Source organism: Brachyspira hampsonii (genome assembly GCF_001746205.1).
Lineage (GTDB): Bacteria > Spirochaetota > Brachyspiria > Brachyspirales > Brachyspiraceae > Brachyspira > Brachyspira hampsonii_B.
The window spans coordinates 816,816-836,151 of record NZ_MDCO01000012.1 but is presented as its reverse complement, the minus strand read 5'-3'; the positions used below and the strand labels follow the sequence as shown (position 1 = coordinate 836,151).

The window sequence follows — 19,336 nt, the reverse complement described above, 5'->3', positions numbered from 1 at the left end:
TTATTTCTTATCTAATTTTAATATAGAAGTGCCACTGTTCATTTTGGTTAAATATTGAATTTGATAATCTTTTAATAAATTATTAGTCAATATATATTCTGTATCTTCATTAATTAAAAAATAAAATTTATTATAATTTGTTATTATAGTTAAATCATTTTCATTATCTATATAAGTATAATATAAATTTGTATTCAAATAATTATATTCATAAAAAACATAAAAACTTTTATAAGAATAAACTTTAATATTTTCTGTTAAAACATATTTATCTTTATCTGTTTTTTCAAAATAACTAAATCTTTTACTATTTGTAACATTATAAATATAAATTATAGAAATCAAAATAAATACTATATATTTTATTTTATTATTATTAATCATAGAAAATATTAAAGGAAATATAAATAAAATTAGTATATAACTAGTTGCCGAATATCTCTCAAGTTTAAATGGGCTTGTTAAATCTCCTAATAATGCATATATTATACCAAGTACAATAATAAATACTAACAATTTAAATTTATCTTCATTTAGATTAATATATAAATCTTTATTATTCTTTTTTAAAAAAAATAAAAATACTATTATTAACAATGATAACAAAGGTATTAAACCATCAAATGATAGATTATTAATGTAATTTAATAATTCACCTGAAAATTTTAATGAAGTGCTTGCTCTTCCATTGGCATTGAATAATGATGAAAAAAAACTAGCATATAAAAGTCTTGAAACTAATAAAGCTGAGATAAATGATACAGCATAATATATTATAACTTTATAGCTTTCTATTTTTATTAATGGATTAAATATGATAATTTTTTTTATATTTTTGAAATGTTCAACATAGTTAATAAAGAGCATAGCAGATAATATTAATACAAAAAGCATAGATGAATATAAAGTAAGATATCCAATACCCGCTATAACAGCTGTTATTATTAAATTTTTTATAGAATATTTATTATTGTAAATTGTGTTAATAACTAAATATGTAATAACTACAAAAAAAGTTTCCTGCATTTGATACGCTCTCAAAAACATTGAAAAACTTATTGATATTGGAGATAAAGACATAATTAAAAGTGAAAACAATATACAATCATATTGATACTCAAATATTAATTTAAGTGTTTTATATAAGAAAATAAATGATATTATAAAAAATATACAATTTAAAATAGCACCTGTCATTATTATATTTTTTATACTAACGGCCTCTCTTCCTATAAAAGCTAATCTCAATAAACTATAATATAAATTGCTTATAAAAGGATCATTCGTATTTTTATATAATCTTTTTATATCATCAAAACAGTCTTTTATACTAGAATTATCTATAGTTATATTTCTTAATATTTCATATCCTAATATATTTTTAAATTCATTATATAATATATGATATTCTGACTGTTCTCCTTTATTTAAATAATTTAAACTGTGATATTCATCCCAATATAATCCTTCCTGCTGATATGCCCAAAAAAGCCTCACAAATAAACCAAATAACATAATTAAAATGATATATAATATTTTTGTTTTATATTTATATGGTTTTATATTATAAAAAACTATTTTTTTATTACTGATAAATGTATAAATTAAATATATAAATAATATTATTATATATACAATTATTATAGATATAATAAATTTTTTCTTTAATTTCAATGTATATTCAATATTATCTATTTTACTATCTATCACTTTGCTAGATATAACATTTCCATAAGCACTTCCATTTTCATCCATATTAATTTCTTTTATAAAATTATTATTATCTAAAACTTTATTTGTATCTACATATACACCATATATATCGCTATGTCTGAATATCTTATTATAATATCCAACTTTTACATAATACCGAAAAGTATTAGGATATGTATTTTCATAAGTTTTTAATATTTCTATGTATCCTATTCTAGTCTTACTGCCTAATATAGATAAAGTTAAAAGTGTTATCGCTGAAACTATGAGTAGTATTATATAAACTATATAAAATATGTTTCTATTTTTCATAAAATACTCCAAATAGAAAGATATAAATATAATAGAATATAAATATTTGATATTGTATTATTTTGTATTATTTTGTGTTGTGTTGTGTTGTGTTGTGTTGTGTTGTGTTGTGTTGTGTTGTGTTGTGTTGTGTTGTGTTGTGTTGTTAATCATTCAGTAATTATATAGCATAAATAATGTAATGTCAAATAAATTCACAAAAAATTATTTTTAAGAATAAAATCTTGCATATATACCGCAAGGAAGAACAATATTAGAGTTCTCTATAGGAAGTCCTATTTCACCGCTTTCAAAAGTTCCATCATGTTTTATAGAAGTTGATAAAATATTTTTAAGTGATATATGAGAAAAACTTGCCGTATAACAATTTATTAAAAAAAGAATAGGATCATCAGATAAAAGTTTTACACATTCTTCTACAAGCCTTTTTAAACTAGTTTCTATCTGCCATAATTCTCCATTAGGTCCTCTGCCGTATACAGGCGGATCCATTATTATGACATCATATTTTCTTCCTCTTCTTATCTCTCTTAAAACGAATTTAATGACATCTTCTATAATGAATCTTACTTTTTTATTTTGCAAATTGTTTATTTCTATATTTTTTTGAGCATGCCCTACTATTTTTTTTGAAGCATCAACATGAACAACTTCATTGCAATCAGCATAAGCACAAGCAACTGTTGCACCGCCTGTGTATGCGAATAGATTCAATGCTTTTATTTCTTTATTTTTATGAATAGAAGATTTTTTTTCTTTGATTTTGTCTATAATGAACTGCCAATTAACAGCCTGTTCTGGGAAAATACCTATATGTTTAAAATTAGTAAATTCTATTTTGAATGATAAATCTTGATATTTTATGATAAAATTATCTTTAGGCTTATTTATATACTGCCAATAACCTCCACCCTTATCCGAACGATGATATACAGCATCTAAATTATCCCATTTACTTAACTGTTTAGACCAAATAACTTGAGAATCCGGACGAGATACTAAAAATCCTCCTATATTCTCAAGTTTTTCGCCTTCACCGCAATCTATAATTTTATAGTCTTTCCATTTATCAGCTAAGAGCATTTTATTTTTTTACACTTTACCTTTGATTATAATAAGTAACATCATTTCTTACTACAACAATATCAACTCTTCTATTTAACGCTCTTCCATCTGGTAAATCATTAGATGCCACAGGCCTAGTATCAGCATATCCTGCAATTGAATATTTATTTCTATCTAATTTTCCAGCCTGATCATTTTCAAATATTTTTTCTAAAATGACCATAGCCCTTGCCGAAGAAAGTCCCCAGTTATTACCAAATTTCTGTTCCGTAATACTTCCAGGAATTATAGAACCAGAATCTGTATGACCTTCTATTCTTACATCGTTAGGTAAACCGCTAAGTACAGAGGCTAATTTTATAAATGTTTCAACATTATTCTGATTATCAACTAAATTAGTAGAAGCAGATTCAAAATACTGATCTGCACCAAGACTTATGATAAAGCCTCTTTCATCTTCCTCTACTCTAACCTTCCTGCTTTTAATTTCTGATTCTAAAACAGAAGTTGCCTTATCAATACTTCTTCCAACAGAATATCCCCTATCTGTAGAAGGCAGATTATCAACTGTAGCACCGCCGTAAATAAGTCTGCTTTGTGATAAAGTAGTACCGCCCGGCATAACGCCAAATGATCCTTGGAATGCTGTAGCGATAAGCTGTATAGAAGAATCACTAACAGAGGTAGACATTGTAGACAATAATAATACAAAGAATGTTAATACCAAAGTTACAAAGTCTCCGTAAGTTTGAAGCCATAAAGGAGCTGAAGGACCAGGTACCTGAGCCTTATCACCTACTTTTTTAGCTTTTTTACCAAATTTAATAGTAGCCATTATTTACCTCTGAATTATTATTATCTGTCTCCAACTTGTTCATTAACTTTCTGACGCTGAGCTGGAGGCAAGAAGGATATAAGTTTATCTTTTACTATTCTAGGGTTATCACCTGCCTGTATAGATAATATACCTTCAACCATAATACTTTGAACTGTAGCCTCAGATGAGTGTCTGGCTGCAAGCCTACCAGCTATAGGCAAAGCAAAACCGTTAGCTATAACGGATCCGTAATATGTAGTAATAAGTGCTACCGCCATACCAGAACCTATTGCTTCAACACCGCCGCCGCCGCCTAAACTTCTAAGCATGATTACAAGTCCGATTAATGTACCTATCATACCCCAAGCTGGATACAACGAAGCAGCATCTTCAAATACTTTTCTTACTGTATCGTGCCTTGCTTCTACGTTATCTATCTCTGTATTCAAAATATTTTTTACTAATTCAGGATCTGTTCCGTCTACTACCAGCTGCATTCCTTTCTTTAATAAAGGATCTGAAATCTCTTGTATATCATCTTCTAATACTAATAAGCCTTCTCTTCTAGCTTTCTCTGAAAAGCTTAAAAGTGTGATAATTATTTGTGCTTCATCATAGTCTGGTTTCTTTAAAAGTACTTTAATAGCTTTAGGAACACCTAATACTGTACCCATATCGTTAGCAACTAAAAGCGAAGTTGTTCCTCCTAGTCCTGTTACTACTGCGGATGCTATATCTATCATGTGCCCGACATTACCGCCCCCTGAAATAATACCAAATAAATTGATACCTATAACCAAAAAAACACCCAAAGGTACTATTATATCCATATTTTGACCTCTAACTAAAATTTATTTTCTTTATTTAAGTTAATTTCTTTTATTCTTCATTACCATAGAATGAAGGTTTTTTTACACTCTCTTCGCAAACTATTCTGCTTCTGTATTCTACTATTCTATTAAGTACTGTTTCAAAGCTGTCTTTAGTTACTACCTTCCTTCCGGATAACATAGTTATTACTAAATCAGGAGTCTCCTCCATAAATTCTATTTGATGCGGATTAACATACAATATACTTCCGTCAAATCTTGTTATATGTATCATATTATCAGAAACTCCTAACTCTATTATACTATAAAATTATAAAAAGTCTATTTTTAATAATATTATTTATATTAAATAATACCTATCTATTATCTTTTAAGAGCTATAACTTCCTGAAGCATTTGATCTGCGGTAGTAATAGTTCTGGCATTAGATTGGAAACCTCTTTGAGTTACTATCATATCAGTGAATTGTTCACTTAAATCAACATTTGACATCTCCAAAGCTCCTGCTTTTAAAGAACCTCTTCCTTCTGCTGCGGCTGTGCCAATATTAGCTGCTCCTGAGTTATTGCTTGCTACAAACAAAGTATCGCCTGCTTTTTCCAAACCGCCTGCATTATTGAATTTAGCCAAAGCAACCTGTCCTAAAGTTTTTCTATTTCCATTAGTAAATACGCCTGTTATCTGACCGCTGTCATCAAAACTAAATCCTTCAAGCATACCCATAGTGTATCCGTCTTGTTCTATAGCTTTAGTTGTTGAAGGAGATTCAAATTGTGTAATACCATTGAATAAACCAACTTCACCCATAGTAAGATTGATAGTTTGATTTACTTCGCCTTCTGTTCCCTGATAAGTGAAAGATACATTAGGCATTAATACTCCTTCTGTCTGAGTATTAGTACCATCGCTTACAGAAATCAAAGAACCAGCATCGTTAAATACTAATTGGAAAGTATTATTTCCGCCGCCTTCTACTGGATCTCCTGCTGATACGCTTACACTTCCTTCTGTTGCATCTGGTATATCTATAGTCATATCCCATCTGTTAACATCTGTTCTAGTGAAAGTTGCTCTTAACTGACGAGGTATTCCTGTTGAATCGTATATAGTTAAATCTGACTGATGTGTTTCTCCGCTTTTTTGTAAGTTACAGAAATATTTTGTATTTGCTGTAGCTCTTGCTGGATCTTTTGAACCTACAGGTATAATCAAATCTTCTACTCCTGCTGAAGTATTTAATTCCATTTCTCCTGTTTCCGGATTAAGTACAGCATTCCAACCTTGTACCTTATAACCTATAGAAGGATTAACTAAATAACCGTCTCTATCTAAAGAAAAAGCTCCGTTTCTTGTATAGTAAGAATTATTGCCTCTTTTTTCAATAAAGAAACCTTCTCCTTGAATAGCTAAATCAGTGTTTACACCTGTAACTTGTAAAGCACCTTGTGTATGTATAGTGTCTATAGTAGCAACCATCATACCCAAGCCTACCTGCTGAGGATTGATACCGCCTCTATCTTCCTGAGGCTTTGCTGCCCCGCTTAAAGATTGGCTTATCATATCCTTAAAGGTAACTCTTCCTCTTTTAAATCCATAAGTATTAACATTTGCGATGTTATTTCCTACTACATCCATTCGAGTTTGATGATTTTGTAAACCAGACACGCCGGCAAATAATGAACGCATCATAAGGCGTATTCCTCCAAAATTTTAAGATTTCTTACAAAATATTTTCGGTATAATTAAAATTTGTTTAATACTTTTTTATTTCTAACTATAATAATAATTGAAATAAACATAAAAATATGTTAAAATTAATCTATATTTGATTATATCTATTTCATTAAATATAATTAAAATATGAATTGTTCTCTATTAATAGTTTTTATATAAATAATTAATATGAAATAGGGGGAATAAAATGAATTCACATAACATGAAGTATTATACTTTAGAAAAAATTGAAGAAATACTCAATGATAATGAATTCTATGATAATAATGACTTTGAAAATGATGAAAAAGAATTCGTATATAACAAAGAATATTCCAATATTATAAATATATTAAATGAATATTTAAAAGATGATGATAAAAATATCAAAAAATTATTCCTATTAGCAAAAGCATACTATCTAAATTTTGATTACAAAAACAGCAAAGAAATATTAAAAAAAATAATTGAATTAGACAGCAAAAATGACAGAGCATTATATTGGCTTGCATGCGTATGCTATTCTTCTAATGTTATTAATGATGCTTTAAAAAATATAAAAAATGCAATAGAAATAAACAATCAAGACTCTGAATATTGGTTTTTGATAGGAGAAATATACGATAATATAGGAAATTACAAAGATGCCGCAATTGCATACAAAAAAGCTTATGATATAAATGATACATCAGAAGTTAATAATAATAAACAATATTATCCTTTTAATTTAGCAAAAGAATATTTAAAAATTGAAAACTTTGATGAGGCCGTAAAATATTTTAAAAAATCTTTAGAAAACTTTAAAGATGATAATAATGAAATTATTCATTATTTGGCATTATCTTATGATAAAAATAAACAATACGATAAAGCAATAGACACATATTGCAAACTATTAAAAACTGATTATTATAGTGAATTAGAGGACTTTTATTCTGCTGCGATAGATTCTCTTGCAAAAATATATATAAAAATCGGAAATGATAAAGAAGCTGAAAACTTATACAAAAACTATATAAAAATTAATCCTTCTATATGGAGCAGAATAACAAAATTTTATAATAATGACATTAATCAATATAAAGAAATAATCAAAGCATATAATGATATGATAAAAGAAAATCCTAAAAATAATCAATATTATTATTATTTATCCGAATTGTATAAAGAAATTAAAGAATATAATAAGGCTATAGAACTATACAATCAAGCTATAGAAACAAATCCTAATGATTTTAGTTATTATATTTCAATAGCAGCATTATATGAATACATTAAAGAATATGATAAAGCTGTTGAAATGTTAAAAAAAGCTATAGAAAATGATTCAGATAATATTGAAGCATATATTGCATTAGGAGATTTATACGAGAAATTGGGCAGCATAGAAGAAAGAAATACCGCATATAAAAAAGCAATAGAAATATATAATAAAGAAAATGATGCTTACAGTTTTGAGAATATCGGAAATTTATACGAAAAATTAGGAGATATAGAAAAAAGAAATGAAGCATATAAAAAAGCAATAGAAATATATAATGAAACCCAAGATATATATCATTTGGAAAAACAGGCTGATTTATATATAAAACTTAATGATAAAAATAATGCTATTAACTCATATAAAAAATTATTAGAAATAGATCCTTATAATAATAAAGCTTTAGAAAAAATAGAAGAATTACAGTAGTCAAACTTATACGATAATTTAAACATAATAAATTGATTAAAATGTTATAAATTAAGAATGAGAAATAATATTTATTAAGTGTTAAAAAATAATTAATATAAAAAGCACTTGGGCGGGTGTGCTTTAATAATTTCAACTTTAAATATAAATAAATTAAAAATATACAAATTAATTTAAAAAATCTAAAGGGCGGGGTATGTAATAAAGTTTTAAAACCTATTTTCACTCCCCACCCTATAGGCTTTTTAATTTACTTTGAATTTTTTGTTTTTTATTTTTATATTGTCTAATTAGATTTTTAAGCACCCACCCTAGTTTTTTTCAAATTAGATGAGTTTTACAGCACGCGGTAAATATATTTAAATTTATAATAAATACTTCAATTATAGATTAAATTTACTGTTTAGAATGAATTTAACGCGTGCCGCAAAAATACAAATTATAAAATAATAAAAACTATATAATTTAGTTTATAAATTCTATTCTTTTGCTACGATTTTTAAATAATTCAAAAATGCCTCGTCTTCACATATAGTCTTACCTTCATCATCAGACAGTTTAGCTACAGGCTTACCATTAACACTTTGAAGTTTCATAACTATATTCAAAGGCTTAGCTACAGGTTCAAAATCATTTGTAATATAAGTACCTATACCAAATGTAACATTAGTTTCATCTTTAAATTCTTTGTATATATTATATGCCTTATCAAAATTAAGACTGTCGCTGAAAAGTAATGTTTTAGTTTTAGGATTTACCCTGAGATTTTTGTAATGATTTATAACCTTATGTCCCCATACAAAAGGATCTCCGGAATCATGCCTTATTCCGTCATAAAGTTTTGCAAAATATAAATCAAAATCTTTTAAAAATTTATCAGTACCTAAAGTATCCGATAAAGCTATACCCAAATCTCCCCGATATTCATTAACCCAAGACTGAAGCATAAACTTCTGACTTTCTGCAAGCCTTACCTTATCCAATGCCTGTCCAATTTGATAATATTCATGAGCATTAGTACCAACGGCAAGCAAATCACAAGTCTTAGCAAAATATACATTGCTTGTACCTACCAAACATTCAGCAGGAAGTTTCTCTTTTAATATATTAACAACTTTTCTCTGCCAATCAAAAGAAAACCTTCTTCTAGTACCAAACTCTGAAAATCTAAATCCGTTATCTGATTTATGTATAGGCAGTAATTTTTCATCTATTTTTTTTATTAAATTAATTTCAGCCTGTTCATAAGCTCTTTTACCATTATCGTCTTTACAAACAGTATAAGCATAATAAATTTCACTAATCATAGCAAGAATCGGTATTTCCCAAAGAATAGTTTGATACCAAGGTCCTTCTATTTCTACAGTTAATTTATTATCATCAAATAATGCCTTTATATGTTCCCCTAAAGGTCTGTATAACTTGAGAAATTCTATATAATCTTTTTTTATAAATCTTAAAGATGCTAAATATTCCAATTCATCTTTTCTAAATCTTAAATCGCAAAAATATTTTATCTGTTTTAAAAGTTCCTCATGCATATATTCAGTCCACTCTAAAATATTCCTGCTTCTAAAAACATAACGAACCCAAACATCTGAGAATTGTCTTAAGGCACATTGCTGCATAGTAAATTTATATAAATCAGTATCTAGCAAACTATTTATTATAGGTTTCATTATTTTATCCTTATTTATTCTTATTAATTTTATCAAAAGTCTTAGATATTTTATAAAGCCTATAAATCCCCGAGACAAAACCTACGAATATGCCTATTATTGTAAATAAAGGCTTACTGTTAAAATGTTTATCAGCATAATATCCAACAAAAGTCAAACCTAATACCATACTGCCAAACTCAACACCAAGTGCTGCATATTTTATTCCATTTTGTAATTTTTTATTTTCAGTTATATTCATTCATATTCCATTGTTGTAAATATTAATGGATTAACATATTCACTAGCTATTCTTAATTCATACTCAAAAACACCCGTTTTGGCATTTCCTAATATTTCCCCCTTCTTTACATCCATTCTTTCTGATACTAAAGAAGTAGCAAGCCCGCTGTATCTGGTAATAATACCAAATCTATGATAAATTGTAATTGTAAACCCCGTATCCTTATTGTAAGATATATCATTAACTGTACCGGAAGCAGTAGCTCTAATCAGAGTTCCAGCAATAGTTTCAAAACCTATTCCCTTTGATATAATAGAACCTTCCTGATAAGGTCTGGATATAACAGCATATCTTGAATCTATAGGCAGTATGGAAGGTATTGGCTCTAATGCATTATTTTTTGAAGTTATATTAGCCCTTAATTCATCTAAATACACTTTCAATTTTTCTAACTCTTCGGCTCTTGAATTCATAAGTAAAATATTATCTGCATAATTTGCTGCTAAATTAATATTATTTGTATCTACTTTCATTAGAGATGCAATATTAGACATATCATTTCTATAATAGTCATTAGTAACAACAGAACTGAATATATTTTCAAGCGAATTTATCTCAGATAATTTATCCTTATAACTTCCGCTTAACACTTCAGTTTTACTAGCCAAAACTGTATTTTTTGTAAGAAAAGAAAAAGTTGTAAGCAGGGATAAAGAAATTATTAATACTATTATTATAATAGAATATACAGGAAGCGATAAGGTTTTAGTTTTCTTCTTAGAATGAGGTATAAACATAAAATAAATTCTATGTGTGAGAAATCTGCCGATTTTATTAAAAAACAAATGAAATGGGCTAGTCTTTTTATTGATATATTTTTTATTATTTTTCTTTTTTTTAGGTTTTATATACATAATTCTACTGCTGCCTATTTTATAGCTATTTTAACAAAATATTGATTTTTAATCAATAATATAATAACAGTTAAATAGTTCATTTTGTAGTATATATATCAACTAAAGCTAAGTACATTTGATTAGCTAATTCTTTTACAGCTTTGTTGCTTCCAAATTGCCATTCATGTATAAAAGCAGATTCTATGAGTACAGAAGGAACATCTTTTTTTATTTCCTGTTTATTATAAGCATTTTCAAAAGCATCACCTATAACTATTAATCCTCTTAATGATATGGCATTATTTATAAGCTCTTCTTTATCATAAAATTTCCATACAGTATTAGGAAGCACTCTATCATGTCCTATTATAGGTGAAATTTTATATTTCTCCTGCATTCTTTCAGACAATTTATAAGCCACCTGCATAGAAGCTGGGAATTCTCTATTGTAAGGACTAACTATAACATGAAAACCCGAAGTTTTAGATCTTCTGCTTATATAAGGCATATAATCAAAATGTATACTTAAAAGCAAATCAAAATTATTATCTATAGCATAGTGTCTAATAGCATATAATTCTAAAGTCTGATATCTAGTCAATCTTCCAGTTCGCTCTTCACCTTTTACTTTTGTATTATATATACCTAAAAGTTCCTGATAATTATTAGTCATATATTCTTTTATTGGTCTGCTGTAATATGCCCCTTCTCTGCTTAAAAAATATTCAAATCTATTATCCTCTGAAAGTATTTTAGCTAATTCTCTTGCCACCCTTAAATTCATATAATATTCATAACCTAAATACCCTAAAGCACCTTTAGTAGCTGCATTATGTCCGGGATCTATAAGTATTCTTACCTTTCTATTTTCTATTATATCATTAAATTTTCTGCTAGGACTTTCAGTATTATTTAATTCGCTTTCTCTTACTATAGTTTCAGATACTCTCATATTTGCAGTAACGATAAGAGATGAAAAAGAAACTATTATTAGAACAATAATTACTGTAGAAAATATAATAAAACGGTTCTTGTTATTCATAATAGTATAATTATCGTAAATAATTTTATTAAATTAATATGTATATACAAAAATAGGGCTTTTATTAAGCCCCATTATTTAGTATTTAATTATTATTGCTATTACTGACAAGAAGCCTTTCCTGTTCGTACATTTATTCCGCCGGCATCTGATATCATTTTAATAATATTCTGATTTCTTGATTCGCATGCATAAGTGTATGCTGATTTATTTAACTGCTTGCTTACTATATTTACATTAACTCCTTTATCCAATAAAAATTTTACGGCATCTTCTCTTGAGTTTCCAGCAGCAACCATGAGCATTGTTTCTCCGTCTCTTTTATCCTGCTCATTAAGATCTAATTTGCCATTATATAAAGGATATAAATACTCTATAATTTTTATATTTCCGCCAAGTATAGCAGATTTAAAAGCACTTGTAACATCAGCAGTATCGCCGGCATAAAGATTAGCACCTTTAGATACTAAATACTGAACAACATCTAAATATCCTATGAAAGCAGCCCAGCCTAAAGCAGTCTGTTTCAAACTGTATGTGTCCTGAACTTCTATATCCTGACCTGACTCAACCATTTTCTTTATCTCATCAAGATTTCCTTCTTTAACAGCATCAAACCATTTAGCATTAGGTCCCTGAGAAGGTTTTGTATAAAATATTCTATGTGAAAGTCTTCTAGGATTTGCAAGATTAGTTAACTGCTCTGGAGTAAGTCTTTTAAATCTTGCAGTCTGAGAATAAAGAGGAATGGATAAAATTAAAATAAATAAAATACTAACTATCTTCTTCATAATATAATATCTCCGATTTAATTTTTGATTTTAAAACAAAAATTACTATATTTAGTAAAATACTTTTTAATAATTTTTAATTATAAATAAATTACTATTATTAGTAAAAAATAATTGCATTATATAAGTTATTATAGTATTATGATAACTGATACTATATTTAAGGAAAATAATATGTTTAGAAAAATACTGATTATATCAATCAGCTTTATCATGATATTTGCACTATCATGCTCATCATCTAAAAGCAGAAACAGTAAAGAATTATTCATTAATGCCGGGGAAGAACCAAAAACAATAGACCCTACATTATCCGGAAATGATTTCGTATATCCAAGGCATGTATTTGAAACTTTAATCACAAAAGATAAATCAGGGAATTTACAAGCCGGAGCCTGTGAAAGTTGGAATATCTCTGATGACGGACTTGTATATACTTTTAATTTAAGAACAAATGCCAAATGGTCTGATGGTAAAAAAAATGTAACAGCTGATGATTTTGTATATGCATTACAAAGAGCAGCAAACCCTCTAAGTGCTGCTGAATATACTTCTTTTATAGAATATATAAAAAATGCAGTTAAAATACTATCAAGCGAACTTCCTGTTGAAGAGCTTGGAGTAAAGGCTATTGATGATTATACTTTAGAAATAACTTTAGAAGCTCCTACAGGTTATTTCTTGGATATATTAACTTATCCTATATTTGCCCCTATAAGAAAAGATATAATAGAACAGTATGGAGATCAATGGTCATTAAGCCCTGAAAGCTATATAGGAAATGGTGCTTTTGTTATGACTGAAAGAAACCCTGATGAAAAAATAGTTGTTGTAAAAAATACTAACTATTGGAATAAAGATAATATAGTACCTGAAAAAATTACTTTTGTTATGATGAAAGATCCTACTTTAGCATTAGCCGGAATTAAAGACGGTTCATTAGATTTTTCTGTTTATATCATAGAACAAGATTTAGAAAAATTAAAGTCTGAAGGAATAGTTAATATTGCTCCGTATTTTTCTACTATTGCATTCGGTATTAATGCAGCTGATGAAGTATTGAAAGATACAAGAATAAGAAAAGCATTATCATTGGCAATAGACAGAAACTATATAGTGGAAAATATTGTTCCTACAGCTAAATCTCCTACAAGTGCTTGGGTTCCTGTGGGTGCTTATGATGTTCAGGGAGATTTCAGAGAAAATGGAGGCGAATATATAGATTTATCAAAAGATGCTTACTCTAATAATGTAGAAATGGCTAAACAATTAATGGCTGAAGCAGGATACCCTAATGGTGAGGGCTTTCCTGTACTTGAATATAAAACTACTGCAGATCTAGTATATATACAAGTTGCAGAGGCAATTCAGCAGATGTGGAAAGAGAATTTGGGGGTTGATTTGCAAATATCATCTATGGAATGGGCAGCTTATCAGCAGATGAGAAGCGAAAAAAATTATCAGCTTATAAGAACTTTATGGATTGGCGATTATAGTGATCCTATGACTTTCTTAGAAAATTATTTAAGCTACAGATCCCAAAATAGTTCAGGATACAGCAATAAACAATTTGATAATTATATTGAAGCTGCAAGAAATTCTGCTAATCAGGAAATAAGAATGAAAGCTATGCATGAAGCTGAAAAAATATTAATAGCAGAAGATAATTTGTTAATACCTATATACAATCCCTCAAATCCTACTTTAGTAAGCAAAAGATTAAAAGATTATGTATTAACACCTTTGCAAGAATATCAATTCCATTATGCTTATTTAGAATAATAATATAAAAATTGTGAGTACCTGTCATTTGTAAAATGGCGAGCAATTTTTATTAGCAATAATAAAAATCAATTCCATTATGCTTATTTGGAATAATATAAAAATTGTGAGTACCTGTCATTTGTAAAATGGCGAGCAATTTTTATTAGCAATAATAAAAATAAGTCCTCATCTAAATAAGATGAGGACTTTTATAATATACATTACTCTAAATATTATTAGATAATAAAATCAATCTTTATTTTCTTCCGCTTTATTTTCATTATTTTCATTATTATCTTTCTTTAATTTTTCTATTCGGATTTTAGTAACAATATTTCCGCTTTTACCTACAACAGTAAATGAATATCCATTATATTCTATATCTTCATTTCTTTTTGGAAGCCTTCCTAAATATGAAAATAAAAATCCTCCCACAGTGTCTGCCTCATCATCTGGTATAGGAGGAAGTATATCATATTTATTGAAATCATCTATTCTAGTTCTTGCATCAACTAAATATGTTCCGTCATCATTACTCTTTATCTCTTCATCTTCCTCATCATATTCATCTCTTATATCTCCTATAATCTGCTCAAGTACATCTTCCATAGAAACAATTCCTGAAAATCCGCCGTACTCATCAACAACCATAGCTATATGAATCTGTTTTTCTCTGAAATTTTTTAATAATTCCATTAATGAAATTGATATTGGAACAAATAGAGGCTTATGAAGAATTTTTTTAAGCGAAAAATTTTTTTCTTCGCTATCAATTAAATCCTTAACATACAAAACACCAACTATATCATCTATTCCGTCTTTGTATACAGGAATTCTAGAATTTCTATCCTTATTAAAAGCCTTTATCACCTTATCATAAGATGATTCTATAGGTATCATAACTACATCAACCCTAGGAACCATTATTTCTCTCACACTTTTTGTTTTTAATTCAATAGTATTTGTTATAATTTCTCTTTCTGCTTCTGTTAACGATGATAAATTTACATAATTATTTTTATCAGTATTATTATCTTTTTTCTTTAATATTTTAGATATTAATTTATGTATTGGCATTTTTATATGTATCCTTAAAATTTATGATCTATTTTCCTTTATAGTTTTTACAACCTTTTCATATAATTCTTTCATCTTTTCATTATTTTCCATTAATGATTTTCTGCTGTAATTATGATGTACTCCTTTTAAATGAAGTATTGAATGAATAATCAATTTTAATATAGTTTTTTTTATCTTTTCTTCACTGTATCTGGCTGCTACCCATTCATAAGAAATAACTATATCTCCTCCTTCATTTATATCCCCCATAGGAAATGTAAGTACATCGGTAGCTTTATCTTTATTTCTAAATTCTTTATTAAGATTTTTTATATATTCATCATCACAAAAAAGTAAATTAACCTCCCCATAAATATCAGCAGTCTTTACTGAATAATACAAAAAATACTTATAATACTTTATATTTATATCATAATTAGTTTCATTAAAAACATTAACTTTCATAATATACTATTTTTTTACCGACTCTTTATTTTCCTTGCTCTCTTTAATTTCCTTATTATATTTCAATTCCTTTGCATCCTTTTCCCCTTTATGCTTTAGAGGTAATTTTTTGGCTATTTTTTCTTTTATATTTTCTTTAATCTTTTCAACATTATTTTTAGTTTTTTTATCATTTTCTTTTGCGTATTTAACTATTTGTTTTTTAGAATCTTTTTCTTCTTTTTTATTATCATCTTCATTTTCTTCATTTTCTTTATTTTTATCATTTTCATCATTATTATTATTATTAAGTTCAGGATATTTAATCCTTTCATGCAATGATGCCATAATCTGTTGGAATGATATCTTTTTAATTATTTCTATATCTTTTAAAGTAAGTCCGCTGTCATTTAACTCGCCGCTAGACATTTTATCATTTACAATATGATCTATAAGCATTTCCAAATCCTCTCTTTTAGGAGAATCCAAAGATCTGCTTGCCGCTTCTATAGAATCTAATATCATCAATATAGCAGTAATTTTTGACTGCGGTCTAGGTCCGGGATATCTGAATAAATTTATATCCACATCAGGATTTTCTTTTAAAGCTTCAACATAAAAATATTTTATTAATGTTGTTCCATGATGTTCTTTAATTGCGGCGATAACTTCTTTAGGAAGTCTGTATTTTTTTGCCATTTCAACCCCTAAACGAATATGTGCTTTTACTATTGAAGCAGAAAGAGTAGGTTTTAATTTATTATGCCTATTTTCTGTTTTATTACTATTTTCTATATAATAAAGCGGATTCTCCATTTTGCCTATATCATGATAATATGCTGATACACATGCAAGCCTTGCATCTTCGCCTATTTCCTCTGCTATAGTTTCTACTAAATTTGCCATACTTATAGAATGATGATAAGTACCAGGAGCATTCATTTGAAGTTTTCTAAGAAGAGGATTATTCAAATCTGATAATTCCTGAAGTCTGAATATAGTAGCTGTTTCAAGTACATATTCAATAATAGGTAAAAATATCATAACAAGTATAGACTGTGCAAAACCGCTTGTAAAAGCAAATATAATAGTTAAATAATTTATTTTTATATTGTCATTCAATAATACATCTATTAAACACATTATACTTAAATATGCCCCTATAAGCAAACCTATTAAAAGAATAGAATATCTATTATGTATTTTTTTTGACAAAATGGAAGCAAATACAGATATTAGAAATAATGCTGATATTTCAAATAAACCAGCCTGTGCTACATTTGCCGCAAGCAAAGTTATAGATAATGTTATTATAGAAGATATTCCTCTTTTAGCTCCAAGCAAAGAGTTTATTATGCTGAAAATAGGAATGAATGTATATACATAAAAAGGAATATAAATATTTAATGAATTATAAGAAACATGATTATAAAAAAGATAAGTTACAGAAACTATTACAATATACTCTATAGCAAACAATATAAAATTTTTGAAATTTATATAGAAAGGTATCTTATATTTAAAAATTATAAACCCAATAAATGAAAAAAGAATCAGAATAAATAAAGCCTGTCCTGTAAATACAGCTACACTATATCCTCCAAAATTATTTCCGAATAAATTTCTAATCAATTCAGCTTTTTCTTCTGTTACTCTTTCTCCTACTGTTAAAATAGGGAAACCTTTTTTTATCAAATTATAAACAGGATCCAAACTAGATTTAACATCATTTATCTTCTCTTTTGTTTTAGAAGAGTTATATATTAAATTATCTTTCAGAAATGCATTTACAATGGCTGATATAGAATTTATATGATTAATATTAAGATTTCTATATTTGGTACCTATGATTGAAGGAAGTTCTACTCTTAAATCTTCCAAAAAGAAAACCCTATTTCTAGGAAGCAGTCTTTCCTCTATTATATAATTATCATAACTATATACAAATATACCATTATTTAATATCAAACTTAATGTATCAGAACTCAAATTTCCTCTTGAAAGAATTCCAACTCCAAATAACTCTTTAATTGTTTCTATTATTTTTGCCTCATAACCTATATTAAGATCGCTAACTACAGCATTAGAGAATACAGACTTATTTATAGGCTCATCGTAGATAAGAAGAAATTGATTATATATTTCATCAATAGGAATATTATTATCATGAGATATTCTAATAAAAGAAAACATATTGCTTATTTTAGATAGAGCTTCATACTCTATATTTTTAGGCATATCAAATATCGGAGCTATAGTTGCTTCTGTATAATATGTAAGTTTTTCAGTTTCTGCTTTATTTTCATACTTAACATTCTTTTTTACTATAAAAGGCTCTGTAACTATATCGCCTACATTAGGTATATCAACTTTTTGAATGTAAGTTGGAAAAACCAAAAACAGAGTAAATAGATATAATAATATAGCTATAGTTAATTGAAAAAATCTTTCTATATTCGGTGTTTTACTTAAAACAGATTTTGCTATTTTTTTATTTGTATTCATAAACAATAATACCTTCTAAATAAAATTTTTATTAATAATCAGCACCATCATAGGCTTCTAATATTTTAGAAACCAGATGATGCCTTATCACATCTTTTTTTTCAAAATGGTGAAAACTAATACCATTTATATTGCTTAATATATTTAAAGCATGTTCCAAGCCGGACTGAGCATTTTTCGGCAAATCGCTTTGAGATATATCACCTGTAACTACAACTTTGGACTTCTCCCCTATTCTGCTTAAAAACATTTTCATCTGAGATATTGTTGTATTCTGTGCCTCATCAAGTATAATGAAAGCTCTGCTTAAAGTTCTCCCCCTCATATAAGCAAGAGGAGCTACTTCTATTTTTCCTTCTTCTGTATATCTTGATATCATATCGGCAGATATAATGCTGTATAAAGCATCATAAACAGGACGCATATAAGGAGATATTTTTTCTTTAAAATCACCAGGCAGATAACCTAAACTTTCTCCTGCTTCTACAACAGGTCTTGTTATAATTATACGCTCTATTTTTCCATCTGAAAGTAAATTTATAGCATAAGCGACAGAAAGAAAAGTTTTTCCTGTACCAGCAGCACCTGTAGAAAATATTATATCGCTTTTTTGCATCTTATAAAGATATTCGCCTTGAGATACAGTTTTCATTTCAATATTTCTGCCCAAATAAGGCAGTTTGATTTTCATAGATATAAATTTATTATCTTTATTATTCCAAATATTGTCTGCTATATTAATTACTTTTTGCTCAGTTATTTCTGATGATGAATTATATAAATCTTTTAAAAT

17 protein-coding genes are annotated in these 19,336 nt (G+C 27.5%); 2 read left to right on the top strand and 15 right to left on the bottom strand.

Features of this window, described 5'->3' with window-relative positions:
* From BFL38_RS12675 to flgE, 6 genes are all read right to left on the bottom strand, one after another.
* Complete coding sequence (locus BFL38_RS12675) at window positions 1-2,025, bottom strand: hypothetical protein (RefSeq protein ID WP_069727367.1); 2,025 nt, start codon at window positions 2,023-2,025, stop codon at window positions 1-3.
* A 210-nt stretch (window positions 2,026-2,235) separates the two neighbouring features.
* Window positions 2,236-3,108, bottom strand: coding sequence for a class I SAM-dependent methyltransferase (locus BFL38_RS12670; RefSeq protein ID WP_069727366.1), 873 nt, complete (start codon window positions 3,106-3,108; stop codon window positions 2,236-2,238).
* Window positions 3,109-3,124: 16 nt separating this feature from the next.
* Entirely contained in the window at window positions 3,125-3,925 is an 801-nt protein-coding gene (locus BFL38_RS12665) for a flagellar motor protein MotB (RefSeq protein WP_069727365.1), read from the bottom strand.
* Between the two features lie 20 nt (window positions 3,926-3,945).
* Window positions 3,946-4,737, bottom strand: a complete 792-nt coding sequence (locus BFL38_RS12660; RefSeq protein ID WP_069727364.1) for a motility protein A — start codon at window positions 4,735-4,737, stop codon at window positions 3,946-3,948.
* Window positions 4,738-4,786: 49 nt separating this feature from the next.
* A complete protein-coding gene (locus tag BFL38_RS12655) occupies window positions 4,787-5,011 on the bottom strand; it encodes a flagellar FlbD family protein (protein ID WP_008730646.1) in 225 nt (74 codons plus the stop codon).
* 89 nt (window positions 5,012-5,100) lie between these two features.
* Window positions 5,101-6,426, bottom strand: a complete 1,326-nt coding sequence (flgE, locus tag BFL38_RS12650; protein ID WP_008722355.1) for a flagellar hook protein FlgE — start codon at window positions 6,424-6,426, stop codon at window positions 5,101-5,103.
* Window positions 6,427-6,658: 232 nt separating this feature from the next.
* Here flgE and BFL38_RS12645 point away from each other — a divergent pair, with 232 nt between their 5' ends.
* Complete coding sequence (locus tag BFL38_RS12645; RefSeq protein ID WP_069727363.1) at window positions 6,659-8,140, top strand: tetratricopeptide repeat protein; 1,482 nt, start codon at window positions 6,659-6,661, stop codon at window positions 8,138-8,140.
* Window positions 8,141-8,619: 479 nt separating this feature from the next.
* On the opposite strand, the gene pncB is transcribed toward BFL38_RS12645, so the two are convergent.
* The 5 genes from pncB to BFL38_RS12620 all read right to left on the bottom strand — a co-directional run bounded on the left by pncB (window position 8,620) and on the right by BFL38_RS12620 (window position 12,771).
* Window positions 8,620-9,819, bottom strand: coding sequence for a nicotinate phosphoribosyltransferase (gene pncB / locus BFL38_RS12640; RefSeq protein WP_069727481.1), 1,200 nt, complete (start codon window positions 9,817-9,819; stop codon window positions 8,620-8,622).
* A gap of 10 nt (window positions 9,820-9,829) precedes the next feature.
* The gene (locus tag BFL38_RS12635) at window positions 9,830-10,060 is read right to left on the bottom strand and encodes an AtpZ/AtpI family protein (protein ID WP_008726678.1); all 231 of its coding nucleotides are present in this window, start codon (window positions 10,058-10,060) and stop codon (window positions 9,830-9,832) included.
* Window positions 10,057-10,956, bottom strand: a complete 900-nt coding sequence (locus BFL38_RS12630) for a M23 family metallopeptidase (protein ID WP_069727362.1) — start codon at window positions 10,954-10,956, stop codon at window positions 10,057-10,059. The genes BFL38_RS12635 and BFL38_RS12630 overlap by 4 nt, the downstream gene beginning before the upstream one ends.
* Window positions 10,957-11,035: 79 nt before the next feature.
* Window positions 11,036-11,980 (bottom strand): N-acetylmuramoyl-L-alanine amidase family protein, encoded by a 945-nt coding sequence (locus tag BFL38_RS12625; RefSeq protein WP_069727361.1) that lies wholly within the window; start codon window positions 11,978-11,980, stop codon window positions 11,036-11,038.
* A gap of 101 nt (window positions 11,981-12,081) precedes the next feature.
* The gene (locus BFL38_RS12620; protein ID WP_069727360.1) at window positions 12,082-12,771 is read right to left on the bottom strand and encodes an ankyrin repeat domain-containing protein; all 690 of its coding nucleotides are present in this window, start codon (window positions 12,769-12,771) and stop codon (window positions 12,082-12,084) included.
* Between the two features lie 174 nt (window positions 12,772-12,945).
* Here BFL38_RS12620 and BFL38_RS12615 point away from each other — a divergent pair, with 174 nt between their 5' ends.
* Window positions 12,946-14,553, top strand: a complete 1,608-nt coding sequence (locus BFL38_RS12615) for a peptide ABC transporter substrate-binding protein (RefSeq protein ID WP_069727359.1) — start codon at window positions 12,946-12,948, stop codon at window positions 14,551-14,553.
* Window positions 14,554-14,784: 231 nt separating this feature from the next.
* Here the strand turns inward: BFL38_RS12615 and tlyC are convergent, their stop codons facing one another.
* The 4 genes from tlyC to BFL38_RS12595 are packed head-to-tail and all read right to left on the bottom strand — an operon-like array spanning window position 14,785 to window position 19,234.
* Window positions 14,785-15,612 carry a hemolysin C gene (gene tlyC / locus BFL38_RS12610; RefSeq protein WP_069727358.1) on the bottom strand — a complete coding sequence of 276 codons (828 nt, stop codon included), beginning with the start codon at window positions 15,610-15,612 and terminating at the stop codon, window positions 14,785-14,787.
* Between the two features lie 21 nt (window positions 15,613-15,633).
* On the bottom strand, window positions 15,634-16,059 hold the full coding sequence (gene ybeY / locus BFL38_RS12605) for an rRNA maturation RNase YbeY (protein ID WP_069727357.1): 426 nt from the start codon (window positions 16,057-16,059) through the stop codon (window positions 15,634-15,636).
* Between the two features lie 6 nt (window positions 16,060-16,065).
* Window positions 16,066-18,543, bottom strand: coding sequence for an HD family phosphohydrolase (locus BFL38_RS12600; protein ID WP_069727356.1), 2,478 nt, complete (start codon window positions 18,541-18,543; stop codon window positions 16,066-16,068).
* 31 nt (window positions 18,544-18,574) lie between these two features.
* A complete protein-coding gene (locus tag BFL38_RS12595; RefSeq protein ID WP_083249426.1) occupies window positions 18,575-19,234 on the bottom strand; it encodes a PhoH family protein in 660 nt (219 codons plus the stop codon).
* Window positions 19,235-19,336 lie beyond the last annotated feature (102 nt).